Source organism: Comamonas sp. GCA5, from assembly GCF_036541385.1.
Taxonomy (GTDB): Bacteria; Pseudomonadota; Gammaproteobacteria; order Burkholderiales; family Burkholderiaceae_C; genus Comamonas; species Comamonas aquatica.
This window is the reverse complement of record NZ_JAZHFR010000070.1, coordinates 1-19,574: the sequence shown is the minus strand read 5'-3', so window position 1 is coordinate 19,574 and position 19,574 is coordinate 1. Positions and strand designations below refer to the sequence as shown.

At 65.4% G+C, this 19,574-nt stretch carries 17 protein-coding genes and 3 pseudogenes; 11 read left to right on the top strand and 9 right to left on the bottom strand.

Annotated features, from left to right (window positions below; genetic code table 11):
• The 6 genes and pseudogenes from SJH88_RS14645 to SJH88_RS14620 all read left to right on the top strand — a co-directional run.
• Positions 1 to 663 (top strand): ABC transporter ATP-binding protein (locus SJH88_RS14645; protein ID WP_274754897.1); only part of this gene is annotated, 663 nt, incomplete at its 5' end.
• A 42-nt stretch (positions 664 to 705) separates the two neighbouring features.
• Positions 706 to 981, top strand: a pseudogene (locus SJH88_RS14640) (substrate-binding domain-containing protein); the annotation flags it as partial.
• Positions 982 to 1,067: 86 nt separating this feature from the next.
• Positions 1,068 to 1,691 (top strand): extracellular solute-binding protein, encoded by a 624-nt coding sequence (locus SJH88_RS14635; protein WP_274754896.1) that lies wholly within the window; start codon positions 1,068 to 1,070, stop codon positions 1,689 to 1,691.
• A 43-nt stretch (positions 1,692 to 1,734) separates the two neighbouring features.
• Positions 1,735 to 3,399 carry an ABC transporter permease gene (locus SJH88_RS14630; protein ID WP_274754895.1) on the top strand — a complete coding sequence of 555 codons (1,665 nt, stop codon included), beginning with the start codon at positions 1,735 to 1,737 and terminating at the stop codon, positions 3,397 to 3,399.
• 222 nt (positions 3,400 to 3,621) lie between these two features.
• A pseudogene (locus SJH88_RS14625) lies at positions 3,622 to 4,635 on the top strand (porin).
• A 153-nt stretch (positions 4,636 to 4,788) separates the two neighbouring features.
• Positions 4,789 to 5,043, top strand: coding sequence for an acyl-CoA-binding protein (locus tag SJH88_RS14620; protein WP_234687108.1), 255 nt, complete (start codon positions 4,789 to 4,791; stop codon positions 5,041 to 5,043).
• A 158-nt stretch (positions 5,044 to 5,201) separates the two neighbouring features.
• Here SJH88_RS14620 and SJH88_RS14615 read toward each other — a convergent pair whose 3' ends face one another.
• Positions 5,202 to 5,492 (bottom strand): polyhydroxyalkanoic acid system family protein, encoded by a 291-nt coding sequence (locus SJH88_RS14615; protein ID WP_042419430.1) that lies wholly within the window; start codon positions 5,490 to 5,492, stop codon positions 5,202 to 5,204.
• A gap of 120 nt (positions 5,493 to 5,612) precedes the next feature.
• Between SJH88_RS14615 and SJH88_RS14610 the strand changes: the two genes are divergently transcribed.
• From SJH88_RS14610 to SJH88_RS14600, 3 genes are all read left to right on the top strand, one after another.
• Positions 5,613 to 6,227 carry a hypothetical protein gene (locus tag SJH88_RS14610; protein WP_274754894.1) on the top strand — a complete coding sequence of 205 codons (615 nt, stop codon included), beginning with the start codon at positions 5,613 to 5,615 and terminating at the stop codon, positions 6,225 to 6,227.
• A gap of 120 nt (positions 6,228 to 6,347) precedes the next feature.
• Positions 6,348 to 7,613 carry a class I SAM-dependent methyltransferase gene (locus SJH88_RS14605; RefSeq protein WP_274754893.1) on the top strand — a complete coding sequence of 422 codons (1,266 nt, stop codon included), beginning with the start codon at positions 6,348 to 6,350 and terminating at the stop codon, positions 7,611 to 7,613.
• A gap of 5 nt (positions 7,614 to 7,618) precedes the next feature.
• The gene (locus SJH88_RS14600; protein WP_042419439.1) at positions 7,619 to 7,966 is read left to right on the top strand and encodes a DUF1840 domain-containing protein; all 348 of its coding nucleotides are present in this window, start codon (positions 7,619 to 7,621) and stop codon (positions 7,964 to 7,966) included.
• A gap of 129 nt (positions 7,967 to 8,095) precedes the next feature.
• Here the strand turns inward: SJH88_RS14600 and SJH88_RS14595 are convergent, their stop codons facing one another.
• From SJH88_RS14595 to SJH88_RS14560, 8 genes are all read right to left on the bottom strand, one after another.
• Positions 8,096 to 9,085 (bottom strand): tripartite tricarboxylate transporter substrate-binding protein, encoded by a 990-nt coding sequence (locus tag SJH88_RS14595; RefSeq protein WP_042419442.1) that lies wholly within the window; start codon positions 9,083 to 9,085, stop codon positions 8,096 to 8,098.
• A gap of 343 nt (positions 9,086 to 9,428) precedes the next feature.
• On the bottom strand, positions 9,429 to 10,676 hold the full coding sequence (locus tag SJH88_RS14590) for a phenylacetate--CoA ligase family protein (RefSeq protein WP_274754892.1): 1,248 nt from the start codon (positions 10,674 to 10,676) through the stop codon (positions 9,429 to 9,431).
• A gap of 93 nt (positions 10,677 to 10,769) precedes the next feature.
• Positions 10,770 to 11,579 carry an ABC transporter ATP-binding protein gene (locus tag SJH88_RS14585; protein ID WP_042419448.1) on the bottom strand — a complete coding sequence of 270 codons (810 nt, stop codon included), beginning with the start codon at positions 11,577 to 11,579 and terminating at the stop codon, positions 10,770 to 10,772.
• A gap of 135 nt (positions 11,580 to 11,714) precedes the next feature.
• Positions 11,715 to 13,037: an ABC transporter substrate-binding protein gene (locus SJH88_RS14580; protein ID WP_274754891.1), complete on the bottom strand. Its 1,323-nt coding sequence runs from the start codon at positions 13,035 to 13,037 to the stop codon at positions 11,715 to 11,717.
• Between the two features lie 77 nt (positions 13,038 to 13,114).
• The gene (locus tag SJH88_RS14575; RefSeq protein WP_045265973.1) at positions 13,115 to 14,191 is read right to left on the bottom strand and encodes a branched-chain amino acid ABC transporter permease; all 1,077 of its coding nucleotides are present in this window, start codon (positions 14,189 to 14,191) and stop codon (positions 13,115 to 13,117) included.
• Positions 14,192 to 14,224: 33 nt separating this feature from the next.
• Positions 14,225 to 15,154 carry a branched-chain amino acid ABC transporter permease gene (locus tag SJH88_RS14570; protein WP_274754890.1) on the bottom strand — a complete coding sequence of 310 codons (930 nt, stop codon included), beginning with the start codon at positions 15,152 to 15,154 and terminating at the stop codon, positions 14,225 to 14,227.
• A gap of 27 nt (positions 15,155 to 15,181) precedes the next feature.
• On the bottom strand, positions 15,182 to 15,967 hold the full coding sequence (locus SJH88_RS14565) for an ABC transporter ATP-binding protein (protein ID WP_042419459.1): 786 nt from the start codon (positions 15,965 to 15,967) through the stop codon (positions 15,182 to 15,184).
• Between the two features lie 23 nt (positions 15,968 to 15,990).
• Positions 15,991 to 17,925 (bottom strand): AMP-dependent synthetase/ligase, encoded by a 1,935-nt coding sequence (locus SJH88_RS14560; RefSeq protein WP_274754889.1) that lies wholly within the window; start codon positions 17,923 to 17,925, stop codon positions 15,991 to 15,993.
• Positions 17,926 to 18,210: 285 nt separating this feature from the next.
• On the opposite strand from SJH88_RS14560, the gene SJH88_RS14555 reads away from it, so the two are divergent.
• On the top strand, positions 18,211 to 18,951 hold the full coding sequence (locus SJH88_RS14555) for a Crp/Fnr family transcriptional regulator (protein ID WP_274754888.1): 741 nt from the start codon (positions 18,211 to 18,213) through the stop codon (positions 18,949 to 18,951).
• A gap of 78 nt (positions 18,952 to 19,029) precedes the next feature.
• Positions 19,030 to 19,574 (top strand): annotated as a pseudogene (locus tag SJH88_RS14550) (hypothetical protein); the annotation flags it as partial.

Sequence of the window (19,574 nt, the reverse complement as noted above, 5' to 3'; positions counted from 1 at the left end):
CGCGGCGCCAGCCTGTCCGGCGGCCAGCAGCAGCGCGTGGCGCTGGCGCGGGCCATCGTGGCACGGCCGCAGCTGGTGCTGTTTGACGAACCCCTGTCCAACCTGGACCGCGACCTGCGCGAGAGCCTGTGCGCCGAGATGGGCAGCCTGCTGCGCGAGTTGGGCTGCACCGCCGTCTACGTCACGCACGACCACGAGGAAGCCTGCGCTCTGGCGGACCGTGTGGCCGTGATCATGGATGGGCGCTTTCACCAGCTGGATGCGCCGCAGGCCCTGTGGTCCACGCCGCGCACACGCCAGGTGGCGCAGTTCCTGAAGCTGGGCACCCTCCTGGATGCGCAGTGGCAGGGCAGCCACTGGCAGGTGGCGGGCGCGCAGTGGCGCTGCCTGGTGCCGCTGGTGGCGCCCAGCACCGCGTGCCAGGGGCAGTTGCTGCTGCCCCACGGCGCGCTGGCGCTGGGCACGGCGCAGCAGGACGACCACTTGCCCGTGCAGGGCCGGGTGCTGTCGCAGCACTACCGCTGCGGCCAGTTCGACACCTGGATCGATGCCGACTGGGGCCAGCCGGTGCGCGTGCACAGCAGCGAACGCCTGCCCGCCGGCGCCCGCGTGCCGCTGCGCCTGGACATGCAGCGCCTGCACTGGTTTGCCGCGGTGGACTGAGACCGCGCCCGCCTTCTGTTTTTTCACTGTTTGGATGGAACGATGAACATGCATTCACGCCCCTGGTTTCGTGTGCTGCGCCCCGGTGTGGTCGGCGCCCTGGTGTTGGTGGCCCTGCAGCCGGTGGCCCAGGCGCTGACGGTCTATACCGCCGGCCCGGCCGGCCTGATCAAGGAGCTGGCCCAGGGCTTCGAGCAGCAGGGTGGCGAGAAGGTCGAGGTCTTCCAGGCCGACTCGGGCAAGGTCATGGCGCGGGTGGAGTCCGAGGCCGGCAACCCCCGCGTCGATGTGCTGATCTCGGCTTCGTGGGACAGCGCGCTGGACCTGCACCAGCGCGGCTGGCTGCTGAACTACCGCAGCCCGAATGCCAAGACCGTGCCCGCCGCCTACCAGGGCCGTCGTACGTGGCCCAGGGCCTGTCGGCGCTGGCGCTGGCCTGGAACCCGTCCAGCGGTACACCGCGCCCCAGCGACTGGAAGGACCTGGCGGAGCCGGCCTTCCAGGGCAAGGTCAACATGCCCGACCCGAGCAAGTCGGGCACGGCGCTGGAGCTGATCTCGGGCCTGCAATCGCAGCATGGTGCCCAGGCCTGGAAGCTGTTCGGCGAGCTGCGCGCCAACGGCATGCACATTGCCGGCGCCAACGCCCAGGCCCTGAACCCGGTGCTGCAGGGGGCCAAGGCGGTCGTGTTCGGCGCGGTCGACTATGTGACCTACGCGGTCCAGGCCAAGGGCGAGAAGGTCGAGATCATCTTCCCGCGCAGCGGCACGGTGGTGGCGGCGCGGCCCATGATGATCTTCAAGCGCAGCGCCAAAGTCGAGCAGGCCAAGCGCTTCGTGGACTACGTGCTGTCGGACGAGGGCCAGCGCATCGTCGCCAAGTCCTACCTGCTGCCCGTGCGCAGCGATGTGCCGGCCCTGCGCCCGGCGCTGGGCAGCTTCCAGGCCTGGCCCCCGGAGTCCGACGTCCAGCGCGCCGGGCGGGCGGCGCTGCTGCAGAGTTTTGACGAACTGTTCGTGCGTAAGTGATGCACGGCGCCCCACCGGGCGCCGGCAAGGAATGGAACCGATGATGCCGTTGCAACGAGGGGGCACGCTGCTGCCCGGTGCCGCCATGCTGGGCATGGGCGTGCTGGTGGTGGCGCCGGTGGCCTTTGTGCTGCTGCAGGCTGTGTTCCCCGGTGCGGCGCAGGCCGATTGGGCGCAGCCGCTGGCGCACTGGCGGCAGGTCTGGCAGGACACGGCCATGGCCCAGTTGCTGGGCAATACCGTGTCCCTGGGCGTGTGGGTGGTGCTGGGCTGCCTGCTGCTGGGCCTGCCCCTGGGCCTGCTGCGCGGGCTGGGGCACCTGCCGGGCAGCGCCCTGTGGGACCTGTGCTTTCTGGTGCCCTTCATGGTGCCGCCCTACATCGCGGCCATGGGCTGGATCCTGTTGCTGCAGCCCGCCGGCTACCTGCAGCAGGTCACGGGCCAGCACGCGGCGGGGCTGCTGTTTTCGGTGCCGGGCGTGGTGCTGGTCATGGTGTTGAATCTGTTTCCGGTGGTGTACTTCGCCGTGTCGCGGGCGGCCGCGGCGGCCGGTGGCCGCCTGGCGGTGGTGGCGCGGGTCTGCGGGGCCAGCCCCTGGCAGGCGCTGTGGCGCGTCACCCTGCCCCTGACGCTGCCGGCCCTGGCGGCCAGCGGGCTGCTGGTGTTTGCGATGACGATCGAGGAATACGGCACGCCGGCGGTGCTGGCCTCCCACGTGGGCTTTGCGGTGCTGGTGACGGCCATCGAGCAGCGCCTGTCCGACTGGCCCATCGACCTGCCGGGCGCGGCCCTGCTGTCGCTGGTGCTGATGCTGCTGGCCGTGCTGGCCTATGTGGGCCAACGGCGGCTGATGGCTGGCCGTGGCTATGAGGCCACCGACGGCAAGCCACAGGCCCTGCACCGCGCGGCCCTGGGCGTCTGGCGCCAACCGGTGCTGCTGCTGTTTGCGGGTGTGGCCGTGTGTGCCACGCTGCTGCCCTTGCTGGCGATCGCGGCCACCGCGTTCACGGGCACGCTGTCGGGCGGGCTGGCCTGGGACAACTGGACGCTGCGCCACTTCCGGTCCATCTTGGGTGCGGGCTCGGAAGCGCTGCAGGCCCTGGGGACCAGCTTTGCGCTGGCGCTGGCGGTCGCGCTGCTGGTGGGCGTGTTCGGGGCCCTGGTGGCGTACTGCAGCGTGCGCCTGCGCACCCGCACGGCCTTGGCGCTGGACGTGCTGTCGGTGCTGCCGAACGCCATGCCGGGGATTGTGGTGGCTGTGGGCCTGATCCTGGCCTGGAACCAGCCGTGGCTGCCGGTCACGCCCTACAACACCTGGCTGATCCTGCTGCTGGCCTATGCCTGCCTGCTCTTGCCCTATCCCATCCGCTATGCCAACGCCGCCTTGCAGCAGGTGAGCGTGCAACTGGAATCGGCTGCGCGCGTGCACGGGGCCAGCCTGTGGCAGATGCTGGCGCGGGTGGTGGCACCGTTGCTGGCGCCCAGCGTGGCAGCGGCCATGCTGCTGGTGTTTGCCATCGCCTCGCGCGAGCTGGTGGCCTCGCTGCTGCTGGCGCCGACCGGGGTGCAGACGGTGTCGGTCTATGTCTGGCGCCAGTTCGAGCAGGGCTCGGTCGGCGAGGGCATGGCCATGAGCCTGATCGCCATCGGCCTGACGGCCCTGCTGGTGCTGCTGGCCGCACGCCTGGCACCGCGCCCCGGCCACTGATCCGCCGCGCGCCCCTTGGCGGCCCCTGGTTCCGCTGGGGCACCCCGGCCCTGGGCGTGTGCCGGGCGCCCGGCGCCACGGTTGGTGGCCTTGCAGCGGGTGTCTGTGGTGCGCAACCAAATCGTCATCTGCCCGACGTGGCCTTGTCATCTCCGAATTTTCCAATCGCAGCCAGCGCCGGGCGATGCCCCCGGCGTGATTCACAACCCAAGGGAACGGAACATGAACAAGCAAATGCACGTGGCGCTGGCCATGGTTTTGGCCGCTGCCGCCGGCAGCGCGGCCGCACAGTCGAACGTGACGGTGTACGGCGTGATCGATACCAGCGTGGGCCGCGGCTACAAGAGCGATGCCAGTGCCGAAATGATGAGCGGCTATACCGACACCTCGAAGCTGGGCTTCCGCGGCTCGGAAGACCTGGGCAATGGCCTGAAGGCGAACTTCCAGCTGGAGGGCGAGATCGGCAGCGACACCGGGGCCTGGACCGAGGGTTTCAAGCGCCAGTCGTGGGTGGGGCTGTCGGGCGGCTTTGGCGAGGTGATGCTGGGCCGCACCACCACCCCCCAGAACCGCCTGATGGGCACGTTTGACCTGAATGGCACGGCCGATGGCTCCAGCGCCATGAAGGTGCTCGGCATCGCCGCCAATGGCTCGTTCATGAGCTCGCGCCAGTCCAACCAGGTCTAGTACGCCACCCCCAAGCTGGGCGGCTTCCAGGCGCGCGTGGCCTACGGCTTCTCCGAAACTGTCAGCGGCACGGCCGGCGACAAGAAGGACTTCCTGCAACTGGCCGCCAGCTACCAGACCGGGGGCCTGACCCTGGGCGCCGCCTTCCAGCCCAAGAGCATGTCGACCCAGGCCGCCGTGGGCGCCACCGACAACCGCAACGGCTATGCGCTGGGCGCCAAGTACAACTTCGGCGTGGCCGAAGCCAGCGTGATCTACACCCGCAACGAAAAGCGCACCGAAGGCGACGGCATCGGCATCGGTATCGCGGCGCCCATCGGCGCCTGGAAGGTTGGCGCGCAGTTCGCCCGCCTGACGAATGTGAAGAATGCCGATGGCACCAAGTCGGCCAAGGAAGGTGCCAACGCCTTCGAACTGTTCGCCAACTACAGCCTGTCTAAGCGCACGGCGCTGTACGCCGCCTACGGCAGCGTGAACAGCAAGGCCGAGACCGCGTTCAGCCTGGCCCGCGACAACACCATGGCCGTGGGCGTGATCCACAAGTTCTAACAACAAGGCGGCGGCGCCTGCGGGTGCCGCGAACTCCGAGGTGGTTGGCGTGCAGGCGTGCCTGCACGCCTTTTTTTGCTTTCGCACGATCGTGCTTTTTGACGCGATTTTGGCTACACTGCGCCTGATTACTACACCACAGGAGACCCGTCCATGTCCGATCTGCAAGCCGCGTTCGACGCCGCCGTGAAGAATTCCACATCGATCAGTGAGCGCCCCGACAACGCCACGTTGCTGAAGATCTATGCCCTGTACAAGCAGGCCACCGAAGGCGACAACGAGGCCAAGAAGCCCAGCTTCACCGACATGGTGGGCCGCGCCAAGTGGGATGCCTGGGAAAAGCTCAAGGACATGTCCCCGGACGATGCCAAGCAGCAGTACATCGACCTGATCGAGTCGCTGCGCTGAGCGCCATCCGGTTCGTCCCTAAAAAAGCAAAGGCAGCCCAGGCTGCCTTTTTGCTGTCGGATGCTGTGAAAAAAGGAGCTGTCAGCGCTATTGGTGCAAGGTTTTCATGGAATTTTTGCAATTAAATCCGCATGCAATAAGCGCAGCCAGCTATCTTTTCAGGATGCCAGCATGGCGTCGAACTGCGCGTGCAGCTTGGCCTCGATCTTCTCCTGGAACATCGCAGCCAGAAAGCCCAGCTCGGCCTCCAGGCGCAGCTGCTCGGCGCTGACCTGCAACTGGCCCTGCATGCCGCTGCCGTCGAAGTGCAGCACGTCCTGCGTGCTGCCGGCCTCATAGCGGCATTGCACGCCGAACTTGGCGGTGGCCTGTGCGGCCCAGTGCCGGGCGTGCTGGCGGGCGGCCTCCAGGCCGAGGGTGTGGGAGCGTTCAATCAGGATCTGGGACACGGGACGGAGCAATCAGGCAAGGGCCAAAACGGCGGATCATAAAAGTCCAGCGGTACCCAAGGCGCGTCTGGGCTGAATACACTGGGGGCTGGATTGTTGCAGGCAGGCGGACTTCGCACTATGGATTTTTTGACGTGGATTATCGTGGGCTCGATCGGCATCTATGTGCTGCAAGGCATGGAGCACCGCCGCCGTGTGCGCCTGCTGGGGGCGCACCTGGCGCCAACCCAGGTGGAAAAGCTCATGGGGGGCTTGATCGAGGGCTATATGCGCGCCCTGGATGAGAAGGAGCCCGAGCGGCGCCAGCAGGTCTGGGCCATCCTGGACAACAGCGAAAAGACACTTGCCGACCAGCTGCAGCGGCTGGCCGACAGCTTTGCCCAGGAAAACGCCCAGGACACCCGGGTCAGCACCTTGCCCCTGGCGCTGCCGTACTTCGACCGCCTGGTGCCTGCCCACACCTTCGACATGCGCGAGGCCCTGCGGATGCATGCGCGGGCCGTGCGCGACGCCTGCGCACCGGAGGGGGTGGACCCGGCCACGCGCAAGCGCATGGCCTTCACCATGACGGCCGAGCTGCTGCTGCTGCAGCACACCTGCCACTGGTTCTGCAAGACGCGCACCATCGCCTCCATGCGCCTGATGGCGCGCCAGAAGACCACGTACGAACAGGTGCTGCAGTCCGTGTCGCGCAACACGCTGGCTGCGTACAAGAAGCTGGTCGGCACGGTCTGAGCGCCACCACCCCGTCTGCCGTGAAAAAGCGACAACGCCGGTAAAACGGGAAAAAGTCTGTCAACGCCACGGCGTGGCGCGCATTGACGCACGGCGATCCGGGCTCCAACAATCGGAAGCATGAAACACATGCTGGCTGCCTTGGAAGCCCGGCTGGCGGCGTTGCCAGTCCCGATGGCGGTGGAGCTGCCATCGGGGCAGCGCATCGGCCCTGCGTCCTGGCAGGTGCTGGTGGTGCTGCGCGCGCCCGAGGCTTACCTGGCGCTGGTCCAGGGGCAGATCGGCTCGCTGGGGGCTGCCATCGTCGAAGGCTGGGTCGAGGTGCATGGCAGCATGCGCGATGTGATGGCCGCAGCCCTGGGGTTGCTGCAGACCGATCCCGTGCGGGGCACGGCCAGTTGGTGGTCCCAGGTCATGGCGCGCGCGCGGTCCATGGCCTTGCACACGCTGGAGCGCGACGCGCAGCAGGTGCAGTTTCACTACGACCTGTCCGACGATTTCTATGCCCTGTGGCTGGACCCGCGCCGGGTCTACTCCTGCGCCTACTACCGCGAGCCCCAGATGAGCCTGGCCCAGGCCCAGGAGGCCAAGCTGGAACACATCTGCCGCAAGCTGGACCTGCACCCGGGCGAGCGCTTGCTGGACGTGGGCTGTGGCTGGGGCGGGCTGATCATCTGGGCGGCCCAGCACCACGGCGTGCAGGCCAAGGGCATCACGCTGTCGCGCAACCAGTTCAACCATGTGCGCCACCTGATCGAGACCCTGGGGCTGCAGGGGCGCGTGCAGGTGGAGCTGTGTGACTACCGCCAACTGAGCGATGCGCCCTACGACAAGCTGGCCTCGGTCGGCATGTTCGAGCATGTGGGGCAGGCCAACCTGCCGGAGTACTTCCAGACCGTGTACCGGCTGCTGCGCCCCGGGGCCCTGGCCCTGATCCACGGCATCACCGCAGGCGGTACGCGCAACCGGCAGTTGGGGGCTGGCATGGGGGACTTTATCGACCGCTACATCTTCCCCGGCGGCGAGCTGGTGCATGTCAGCACGCTGCTGCAGACCATGGCTGAAGCGGGGTTGGAAATGGTCGACACCGAGAACCTGCGCCCGCACTATGCGCGCACACTATGGACGTGGTCTGACGCATTGGAAGCGCAACTGGACGCTGCGCAGCGCATTTTGGCGGTACAAACTGATACTGAGCGCTCAGGTCGCGCGTTGCGTGCCTATCGCTTGTATCTGGCAGGTTGTGCGATGGGGTTCGAGCAAGGCTGGATGGGTCTGCACCAAATGCTGGCGATACGCCCGTCCGGTGAGATCCAGACCGGCTCCTTGCGAGGCGCGCAATCTGACTATGCGTTCCAACGTGACTACATGTACCCAAAAGGATAAGCAAGATGGCCTACACCTTTCAATCACGCGCTACGGCCGACTTGATCATGCTGAAAGCCACCGCCGAGCAGTTGCTGAAGCTGCTGGACAAGCAGGTGGGGGAGCCTGGCATTGTGACGGTCGAGCAGATCCCGCATGCCTTGGATGTACTGGAGCGCGCCGTGGCCGAGGACGATGCCAAGCGCAAGGCGATCGAAATCGAAATGCAGTCCTCGGCGCACGAGGATGTGGCCAAGGCGGCCCTCGCATCTGCGCAGCTGGGCTCCGTCAGCCTGCGCCAGCGGGTGGTGCCCTTTGCCGACATGTTGCGCCGCAGTGCGGCCGAGGGCAAGCCAGTGACCTGGCACCTCTGACGCCAGACCGGGCCCGCTGTGCGAAGGTGCGCCGCGGGTCGCTTGCATAAAAAAATCGCCTGGGTGCGTGTGCGCCCGGGCGATTTCTTTGGTGGGCATGGCGCTGTGCCATGCCCTGGACCGAAGGCCTTAGTCGGCGAACTGGCCGGCGGCCTTGATGACCTTGCCCCAGGTTTCGATTTCCTTGGCCACGAACTTCTTGTGCTCGGCGGGTTCGACACGGTTGTCGGCCACCACCACGGCACCCAGGCCTTCCTGCTTGCGGACGAACTCAGGGTCCTTCACGGCCTGCTTCAGGGCGTTGTTCAGCTTGGTCAGGACTGCGGCTGGCGTGCCCTTGGGGGCGTACAGGCCGTGCCAGACGGTCACATTGAAGCCCTTCAGGCCCGAAGAGTCCAGGGTGGGGATGTCTTTCAGGGCGGGGGCCTTCAGCGGCTGCAGCGTGGTCACGCCGTAGGCCTTGACCTTCTTGCCTTCGATCTGCGACGAGGTGTTGGTGGTCTGGTCGCACATCAGGTCGATGGTGCCGCCCATCAGGTCGGTGATCGCAGGGGCGGCGCCCTTGTAGGGCACGGTGGTCATCTGCGTGGCCATCGCGCTCTGGAACATCAGGCCGCACAGGTGGCCGGCGGAACCCAGGCCCGAGTGACCGATGTTGACCTTTTCCTTGTTCTTGTTGATGTACTCGCGCAGTTCGGCGAAGTTTTTGGCTTCCAGGGTGGGGCGGCCAATCACGGTCATGGGCACGTCGTTGACGATGCCCAGGAATTCGAAGTCGTTCAGCACGTCGAACGGCAGCTTGCGGTACAGCGAAGGCATGGTCGACATGCCAATGTGGTTCAGCAGCAGGGTGTAGCCATCGGGATTGGCGCGGGCCACCTTGGCGGCGCCGATGGAGCTGCCGGCACCGGCCACGTTTTCGATCACCACGGTGGCGCCACCCAGGGGCTTGCGCAGGGCTTCGGCCAGATCGCGGGCCACGCGATCGGTGGGGCCGCCGGCGGTGAAGGGAACGACGACGGTGATGTTCTTGCTGCCAGGGAAATCTTGGGCTGCCACACCGAACGAAGTGGCGGCGGCTGCCAAGGCGATGGCGGCAATGCGGAATGTCTGGGCCATTGTGTGTATCTCCTAACGCTTGTAAGGGGGGAATGCTATGAATATGTGGTGGGATGCCATCTCCGCACATTCCCTAGGTTGTCCGGAAAAAATTCTAAGAACGGAAAATGCTTGCGCGAAATCAATCAACGGCGTGCGGCAGTGGTGTTGCCAAGGTGACTTTAAAGTCGTGAAATTTCGAGTAAATGCGCGCATTTTTGACTTGTTCACCAAACAAAACAGGCCCGGAGGGCCTGTGAAGGGGGTGTGTGAAGCTTCCATGGGCGGCCGGTGCGGCCCGCCCACCCAAGGGTCATCTGTGCTTTTTTTGCATCATGCGTACTAATTTTTGCAATGCGGGAATTCAGGCGTAGCTGCGGGCATCCTCGATCACCTTGCCGTCGTTGGGCAGGCTGCCCGGTGCCACCAGCTGCACGTCGGCGCGCAGCTTGGTGACTTCGCGCACGGCCTCGGCCATCAGCTGCGCCAGGCCGGGCGCGGTCTCGGTGCTCTCGACCAGCATCGTCATCTGGTCGTTGGCCATCTCGCCGCTGACCACCAGACGCGCCTTGCCGGCCTGGGGGAAGCGCTTGACCACTTCCGAGACCTGGCCGGGGTGCACGAACATGCCGCGCACCTTGGTGGTCTGGTCGGCACGGCCCATCCAGCCCTTGATGCGCAGGTTGGTGCGCCCCGTGGGGCAGGTGCCGGGCAGCACGGCCGAGAGGTCGCCGGTGCCGAAGCGGATCAGTGGGTAATCGGGGTTCAGGGTGGTGATCACCAACTCGCCCACCTCGCCCTCGGGCACGGGGTCTCCGGTGCCGGGGCGCACGATCTCCACGATCACCCCCTCGTCCAGGACCAGGCCTTCGCGGGCCGAGGTTTCATAGGCGATCAGGCCCAGGTCGGCGGTCGCGTAGCACTGGTAGGCCGTCACGCCCCGTGCCTGCAGCCAGTCCCGCAGCGAGGGCGGGAAGGCTTCGCCACTGACCAGGGCCTTGCGCATCTGGGGCAGGGCCACGCCCAGGTGTTCGGCCTTTTCCAGGATGAGCTTGAGGAAGCTGGGGGTGCCGATGTAGCCGGCCGCCTGCAGCTCGGCCATTGCCTGCACCTGCTGCTCGGTCTGGCCGGTGCCGCCGGGGAACACGCTGCAGCCCAAGGCGTGGGCCCCGGTTTCCATCATCGAGCCGGCGGGCACGAAGTGGTAGCTGAAGCAGTTGTGGATCAGCTCGCCGGGGCGAAAGCCCGCCGCGTAGATGGCGCGGGCCATGCGCCAGTAGTCCGGGCGCGTGCCTTCGGGCTCATAGATGGTGCCGGGGCTGGCGAACACGCGGGGCATGCGCGCGCCGAAGGCCTGGGTGGCAAAACCGCCGAACGGGCTGCTGGCGCGGTGGGTCTGCTGGGTGGCCAGCAGTTCGTATTTGCGGGTCACCGGCAGCTGGGCCAGGGCGGCGCGCGAGTGGATATCGCCCGCCTGCACCCCCGCCAGGATGCGGGCAAAGGCGGGCGCGTGCTGCTGCGCATGGGCCACCTGGGCCGGCAGGGCCGCCATCAGCGCGGCTTCGCGCGCGGCCGGGGCGCGGGTCTCCAGATCGTCGTAATGCTGGCTCATGCGAATGCTCCGAAACTTGGGGGTGAGAATGGAAGGCGAAATGGGTGGTTTGCGCCCTGCTGGCGGGCGCATCCAGCTATGAATTTGTGGTCTTCAGGCCAGCCAGCGCTTGCGGCGCTTGTAGCTCTTGACGTCCTTGAAGCTCTTGCGCTCGCCGCCGCCCACGCCCAGGTAGAACTCCTTGACGTCTTCGTTGGAGGCCAGATCGGCTGCGGGGCCATCCATCACGATGCGGCCGCTTTCCATGATGTAGCCGTAGTCGGCGTACTTCAGCGCCATGTTGGTGTTCTGCTCGGCCAGCAGGAAGGTCGTGCCTTCCTTGGCGTTCAGGTCCTTGACGATGTTGAACACCTCTTCCACGATCTGCGGCGCCAGGCCCATCGAGGGTTCGTCCAGCAGCACGATGTTGGGGTTGCTCATGATGGCGCGGCCGATGGCGCACATCTGCTGCTCGCCGCCCGAGGTGTAGGCCGCCTGGCTGGTGCGGCGCGTCTTCAGGCGCGGGAAGTAGTTGTAGACCTTCTCCAGGTTGGCCGCGATCTCGCCCTTGTCGCTGCGGGTGTAGCTGCCGGTCATCAGGTTTTCTTCGATGGTCAGGTGGGCAAAGCAGTGCCGCCCTTCCATGACCTGCACCACGCCCCGCTTGACGAGGTCCGCGGGCGACAGGTTCTGGATCTGTTCGCCGCGCAGCTCGATGCTGCCCTTGGTCACCTCGCCACGCTCGCCCTTGAGCAGGTTGGAGATGGCGCGCAAGGTGGTGGTCTTGCCGGCGCCATTGCCGCCGAGCAGGGCCACGATGCCCTTTTCGGGCAGCTGCAGCGAGACACCCTTGAGCACCAGGATGACGTGGTTGTAGATGACCTCAATGCCGTTGACGCTGAGGACGATGTTCTGTGCTTGCATAGTCGTGCCTTTCAACCAATCGACAGGCCTGCGCATGGGTGGCAGGGCTGTCGGCTGGACACTGCGCCGAAGCGGGCAGTGCCGTTGCACAAGTGCTGGAGCCGGGCTGGCACCGGAGAGCCAGCCCGTGCTGCATTACTTGCAGTCCGCGGCGGCGCGGCGGGTGTGCTTCTTGTCGGCCAGGTACTTGTCGCCCTGTTCCTTGATCAGCGGCTCGATCACCTTGTCATCCGACTGGTACCAGTCGCTGCCCATGTTCCACTTCTTGCCGTCCCAGGTGTGGATGCGGGCCCAGGTGGAACCCATGTGGTCGCCGCAGCTGGTCTTGAGCGGACGCATGATTTCCTCGAAGCCCAGCTCCTTCAGGCGCGCGTCCGTCAGGTTCAGGTTTTCGTAGCCCCAGCGCACCTGCTCACCGGTCATGGGCTTGCCCTTGCCGAACTTCTCCTGCGCGGTGCGGATGGCTTCCACGGTCAGCATGGAGATGATCATGCCGCGGGTGTAGAGCACGGAGCCGACTTCGTCACGCGGGCCGGTGCCGGCCTTCTTGTCGTGCACGTGCTTGAGCACGTCCTGCGCCACCTTGGTGTTCTGGCCATAGCCGTTCAGTGCCAGGGTCTGGTAGCCCTTGGCGCCTTCGCCCACGTCGCGGACGTCGGGTTCGGCACCGGCCCACCACACGCCATACAGCTTGTCACGCGGAAAGCCGGTGGCCTGGGCTTCCTTCAGTGCGGTGGAGTTCATCACGCCCCAGCCCCACAGCAGGGCAAAGTCGGGGCGGCTCTGGCGCAGCTGCAGCCAGGTGGCCTTCTGCTCCACGCCGGGGGCGGTCACGGGCAGCAGTTGCAGCTCGAAGCCGTGCATCTTGGCGCGTTCTTGCAGCACCGGGATGGGTTCCTTGCCGAAGGGGCTGTCGTGGTAGATCAGCGCAATCTTCTTGCCCTTGAGCTTGTCCAGGCCGCCGGCCTTCTTGCCAATGTGCTGGATCAGGATGTCCGCGCCGGTCCAGTAGCTGCCCATGAAGGGGAAGTTCCACTGGAAGGCATTGCCGTCCTTGGCGATCGACAGACCGTAGCCCAGCGTGATCAGCGGGATCTTGTCCACGGGCGCCTTTTCGGTCAGCGCGAAGGTGATGCCGGTGGCCTGGGGGTCGATCGCGGCCACGAAAGGCTTGCTCTTCAGGCGCTCGTAGCACTCCACGCCGCGGTCGGTGGCGTAGCCGGTTTCGCACTCTTCGTAGGCAATCTTGACGCCGTTGATGCCACCGTCGCGCTCGTTGATCAGCTTCAGGTAGTCCTGCTTGCCGTTGGCCCATGGAATGCCGTTGGGGGCATAGGCGCCGGTGCGGTAGGACAGCAGGGGGATGAATTGCTCGTTGGCTTGTGCCACTGCGCTGCCAGCAAAGCCGGCACCGGCGGCAATCAGGGTGGCCGCCAGGGCCAGACGGGTGAACTTCATGGTTTGTCTCCTTGTTGGGATGGATCTCTAACGTCACCGAAAACGCGCAACACGCGCACACACACCTTGAAACTCGATCAATGCGGGAAAGGCCAGACACGCATCTTCTGCTTGCCGATGGACCACAGCTTGGCCAGTCCATGGGGCTCGACGATCAGGAACCAGACGATCAGGCCGCCGAAGATGATGAATTCCGCGTGCGACACGCCGGCCGTGGAAATCTCGAAGCCAAACAGGTTGGCCAGGGCGGGCAGCAGCAGGCTCAGGAAGATGGGCAGCACCACGATGAAGGCTGCGCCGAAGAAGCTGCCCATGATGGAGCCCAGGCCACCGATGATCACCATGAACAGCAGCTTGAAGGAGATGTCCACCGAGAAGGCGGCCGGCTCCCAGGCGCTCAGGTGCACAAAGGCCCACAGGGCGCCGGCCACGCCGACGATGAAGGAGCTGACGGCAAAGGCGCTGAGCTTGGCGTACATGGGGCGGATGCCGATCACGCTGGCGGCCACGTCCATGTCGCGGATGGCCATCCACTCGCGGCCGATGGCACCGCGCACCAGGTTCTTGGCCAGCAGGGCCAGCACCACCAGCACTGCCAGGCAGAACAGGTACTTGGACTGGGCCGATTCGATGGCCATGCCGAAGACCTGCAGGTCCGAGACCGACACCGAACCCGAGGGCGAATTGTTGGTGAACCACTTGATGCGCAGGAACATCCAGTCGCTGAAGAACTGCGCCGCCAGCGTGGCCACGGCCAGGTACAGGCCCTTGACGCGCAGGCTGGGCAGACCGAACAGGATGCCGAAGAAGGTGGCGCACAGGCCGCCCAGGATGAGGGCAGGAATCAGCGGCATGCCGGGGATGCGCACGATGACGTTGTAGGCGCCGTAGGCCCCCACCGCCATGAAGGCGCCCGAACCCAGCGAGATCTGGCCGCAGTAGCCCACCAGGATGTTCACGCCCAGCGCGGCCAGCGACATGATGACCAGCGGGATCAGGATGGCGCGGTAGAAGTAGTCCGAGGCGAACATCGGCACCACCAGGAAGGCGGCGGCGATCAGCACCAGGATGGCGATCTTGTCCTGACGGATGGTGAAGATCTGCTGGTCGGCCCGGTAGCTGGTTTTGAACTGACCGTTCTCACGATAGAACATGTGTGTCTCCTAATTGTTCTGGGGGTGGACCGGTCAGACGCGGTCAATGATCTTTTCGCCAAACAGCCCTTGCGGACGGAACAGCAGGAACACCAAGGCCAGCACGTAGGCGAACCAGATCTCGATGCCACCGCCCACATAGGGGCCCAGGTAGACCTCGGACAGCTTCTCGCCCACGCCGATGATCAGGCCGCCGATGATGGCGCCGGGAACCGAGGTCAAACCGCCCAAAATGACCACTGGGAGAGCGCGGAGTGCTACGGTTGTAAGAGTGAATTGCACGCCCAGCTTGGAGCCCCAGATCATCCCGGCCACCAGGGCCACGATGCCGGCCACGCACCAGACGATGACCCAGATGCGGTTCAGCGGAATGCCGATGGACTGGGCGGCCTGGTGGTCATCGGCCACGGCGCGCAGGGCGCGGCCGGTGCCGGTCTTCTGGAAGAAGACGGACAGGGCGGCCACCAGGCAGGCGGCGATCACGGCAGCGATCACGTCTTCCTGGTTGATCATCACGCCGCCGTCAAACACCGAGTCCAGCACGAACACCGGGTCTTTGGGCATGCCGATGTCGATCTTGTAGATCTCGCTGCCAAACAGCGTCTGGCCCACGCCTTCCATGAAGTAGGTGATGCCCAGGGTGGCCATCAGCAGCGTGGCTGCGTCCTGGTTCACCAAGTGGCGCAGCACCAGGCGTTCGATGATCCAGGCGCAGACGAACATGATGGCGGCGGCGATCACAAAGGCCGCGACGTTGGCCACCAGCTTGCTTTCCAGGCCGGTCCACTGCGGAATCCACTCCGCAAAGCGCGCCATCGCCAGGGCTGCGAACAGCACCATGGCGCCTTGGGCGAAGTTGAAGACACCCGAGGCCTTGAAGATCAGCACGAAGCCGAGGGCCACCAGGGCGTACAGCATGCCGGCCATCAGGCCGCCAAACAGGGTTTCCAGAAAGAATGCCATTGCGAGTCTCCCGTGTTCCGTGGTGGGTCAGTGGCTGGTGCCCAGATAGGCCCGGATCACGTCTTCGTTGTTGCGCACTTCATCGGGGGCGCCGTCGCCGATCTTCTTGCCGTAGTCCAGCACGACCACGCGGTCCGAGATGTCCATCACCACGCCCATGTCGTGCTCGATCAGCACGATGGTGGTGCCGAATTCGTCGTTCACGTCCAGGATGAAGCGGCACATGTCCTGCTTCTCTTCCACGTTCATGCCGGCCATGGGTTCGTCCAGCAGCAGCACCTGGGGCTCCATGGCCAGGGCGCGGCCCAGGTCCACGCGCTTTTGCAGGCCGTAGGGCAACTGGCCCACGGGCGTCTTGCGGAAGGCCTGGATTTCCAGGAAATCGATGATGTGCTCGACGAATTCGCGGTGCGCGATTTCTTCCTTCTCTGCAGGCCCCAGGCGCAGCGCCTGCATCAGGAGGTTGCTTTTGATCTTCAGGTTGCGGCCGGTCATGATGTTGTCGATCACGCTCATGCCCTTGAACAGTGCCAGGTTCTGGAAGGTGCGGGCCACGCCCATTTCGGCCACCTGGCGGCTGTTCATGTGCGAGAAGGTCTGGCCACGGAAGGTGATGGAGCCTTCGCTGGGCGTGTAGACACCGTTGATGCAGTTGAGCATGGAGCTCTTGCCAGCGCCGTTGGGGCCGATGATGGAGCGGATCTCATGCTCGCGCACATTGAACGAGATGTCGGTCAGCGCCTTCACGCCACCGAAGCGCAGGCTGATGTTCTGGATGTCCAGGATGACATCCCCAATCTTCTTGTCTGTCATGGCTGCTGCTTTCTGGGTGCGGCTCAGGCGGCGACGCGGGATGCGGGATAGGTCTGGGCGTTGAGGATCTGCAGCGTGGCACTCACGCTGCCGGTGCGCCCGTCTTCGAACTTGACCTGGGTTTCAATGAATTGCTGGGTCTTGTCGCTGTACAGCGCTTCGATCAGGACCGCGTATTTGTCGGCAATGAAGTTGCGGCGCACCTTGCGGGTGCGGGTCAGCTCGTCGTCGTCGGGGTCCAGTTCCTTGTGCAGCACCAGGAATCGGGCGATCTGGGTGTCGGACATGCCGGCTTCGGTGGCCAGGTCGGCATTCACCTGGGACAGACACTCGCTGATCAGCTCCAGCACCTGGGGCTTGGAGGCCAGGTCCACATAGCCGCCGTAGGGGATGCCCTGGCGCTCGGCCCAGTTGCCCACGGCTTCGTAGTCGATGTTGATGAAGGTGCAGACCTGGTCGCGCAGGTTGCCGAAGCACACGGCCTCCTTGATCTGCGGGAAGAACTTGAGCTTGTTCTCGATGTAGTTGGGCGCGAACATGGCGCCGGTGTTCATCTTGCCCACGTCCTTGGCACGGTCGATGATGCGCAGGTGGCCGTCCTCGTCCAGCACGCCGGCATCGCCGGTGTGGAAGTAGCCCTGCTCGTCGATGACTTCGGCCGTGGCGTCGGGGCGCTTGTAGTACTCCTTGAGCACCGACACGCCCTTGACCAGCACCTCGCCGTTGTCGGCAATCTTCAGCTCGATGCCGGGGGCCGCCTGGCCGACGGTGTTGAGCTTGACGTGGCCGTTCTTCTGGATGCAGACATAGGCGCAGGTCTCGGTCTGGCCATACAGCTGCTTGAGGTTGATGCCGATCGAGCGGAAGAACTTGAACAGGTCGGGGCCGATGGCCGCGCCGGCGGTGTAGGCCACGCGGATGCGCGACAGGCCCATCACGTTGCGCAGCGGCCCGTAGATCAGCAGGTCGCCCAGCTTGTACTTGAAGCGGTCCAGCGCACTGACGGGCTTGCCGTCCAGGATGTCGGCGCCGACCCGCTTGGCCAGTTGCATGCACTTTTCATACAGCCACTGCTTGGCGGGCGCGGCATCTTCCATGCGGATGGAGACCGAGGTCAGCATGCCTTCGAACACCCGGGGCGGGGCGAAGTAGTAGGTGGGTCCGATTTCGCGCAGGTCGATGTTGACGGTGCTGGCCGATTCCGGGCAGTTGATGGTGAAGCCTGCCACCATCCACTGCGCCAGCGAGAACAGGTGGTCGCCCACCCAGGCGGGGGGCAGGTAGGAGATGATGTTGTCGGCCGGGGTCAAGCCATCGACCTCGACGCCGCCCTGGGCCGAGCCGATGAAGCTGGCGTGGGTCTGGCACACGCCCTTCGGCTTGCCGGTGGTGCCCGAGGTGTAGAGGATGACGGACACGTCCTCGGGCTGCACGGCCTTGGCCATGGAGTCCCACACGCCGGGGTGGCTGCGGTCCCACTCGGCGCCCAGTTGCTTGAGCTGCTCGGTGCTGATCAGGCCGGGCTGGTCGTAGTTGCGCAGGCCGCGCGGATCGTCATAGATGATGTGCTGCAGGCCGGGGCACGATTCGCGCACTTCCAGCAGCTTGTCGACCTGCTCCTGGTTTTCCGCGAAGGCGAAGGCTATGTCTGCGTCCTGCATCACAAAGCCCATTTCCTGGGCCACGGCATCTTGGTACAGCGGGATCGGTACGGCGCCCAGGCTTTGCACGGCAACAAACCCGATGTAGACGTGGGGGCGGTTGTCGCTGATGAAGGCCAGGTTCTGCCCCTTGGCCAGCCCCAGGGCAGCCAGGCCGCAGGCCATGTGGCGCGCATCCCGGGCCACATCGGCCCAGGTCCATGTCTGCCAGATGCCGTATTCTTTTTCGCGCAGGGCAGCAGCGTCGGGCCTTTCGGCGGCATGCTTGAGCAGCAGGTGCGGAAACGTGGTCACCATTGCAAATCCTTACAGCTTGTCAATCTCGAACTCGGCGATGGAGTGCGTCGTGAAGCCGACGACCCAGTGAATGGAGGCGATAGTAGGCAGGGGTTTGACGTTTTCTTGTCTTTACGACGACATTCAGGGGAAAGACCTAATCGGGTAATTACGCGTGTTTTGGCGTTTTTTGTGCATGCGTTCCCGGTTTTTGATCTGCGTCATGGGTGGTGGGCGATCCGGGTGGTGCTGGTCGTGGCAAACCCCAATGTCATTGGGTCCGGGTCTGCGCACATGCTCGGGTCTATGACTTCACGCACGACCTTGTACCAACGCCGTCGCCAGGCCACCCCGGATGAGATTGCAGGCATTCCCTGGATGCAGCTGCTGCACCCCCTGGAGCGTGAGCGTGCGGTCGCTGGGTTGCAGGTGACCGAGGCCTGCGTGGGCGAGTTCGTGTGCCATGCCGGGCGTCCCGTGAGCTACTGGTTCGGGCTGATCGATGGCTTGTTGAAGATGAGCGCTGACAATGCCGATGGCCTGACCATGACCTTCACCGGGGTGCCTCCGGGCGGCTGGTTTGGCGAAGGCACATGCATCAAGCGCGAGCCTTACCGCTACAACATCCAGGCCCTGCGCAAGAGCGTGATTGCCGGCATCTCCATCGATACCTTCCAGTGGCTGCTGGACAATTCACTCGGCTTCAACCGCTTCATCATGAACCAGCTCAATGAACGCCTGGGCCAGTTCATCGCGGCGCGCGAGATCGATCGCATCAGCAACCCCGATGTGCGCGTGGCCCGCAGTCTGGCGGCGCTGTTCAACCCGGTGCTCTACCCCGGCGGCGGCTCGGTGCTGCGCATCACCCAGCAGGAACTGGCCTACCTGGTGGGCCTGTCGCGCCAGCGCGTGAACGAGGCCCTGGCCACACTGGAGGCGCATGGCGCCATCCACGTGGAATACGGCGGCCTGCGCGTCATGGATCTGCAGGCCCTGCGCGACGGGCGTTTTGCCCCCGGCAAGCGGGTGGCGCTGGCGGTCGGGTAAAACGCGTGGGCATCCACGGCCTGCCGAGCAGAAGTGGCCCAGCGGGGGGACAATAGCGGACCAACTCCAAGAGCCAACATGTCTTTCAAAGACCAACCCCATTCCCGGGGCCCCTCCAAGCCAGGTGCCCCCCGTTCCGCCAAGCCCGCCGGTGCGCGCCGCGATGGCGAGGACCGCACCCGTGGTGGTGCACGCGACGAACGTGCGCCCCGCCGTGAAGGCAGCTTTGGCGGCGGTGACCGCCCCCGCTTCAACGACCGCAACGACCGCGGCCCTCGTCCCGAACGCAGCTTTGGTGATCGCCCGCGCCGCGAAGAGGGTGGCTTTGGCCGCTCGGACCGCCCGCGTTTCAACAGCGACGAGCGCGGCCCACGCCGTGAAGGCGGTGGTTTTGGCGGTGGCGACCGCCCCCGCTTCAACGACCGCAACGAGCGTGGCCCCCGTCCCGAGCGCAGCTTCGGTGACCGTCCTCGCCGCGAAGAGGGTGGCTTTGGCCGCTCGGACCGTCCGCGTTTCAACAACGACGAGCGCGGACCACGCCGTGAAGGCGGCGGTTTTGGCGGCGGTGACCGTCCCCGCTTCAACGACCGTGGCCCCCGTCCCGAGCGCAGCTTCGGTGACCG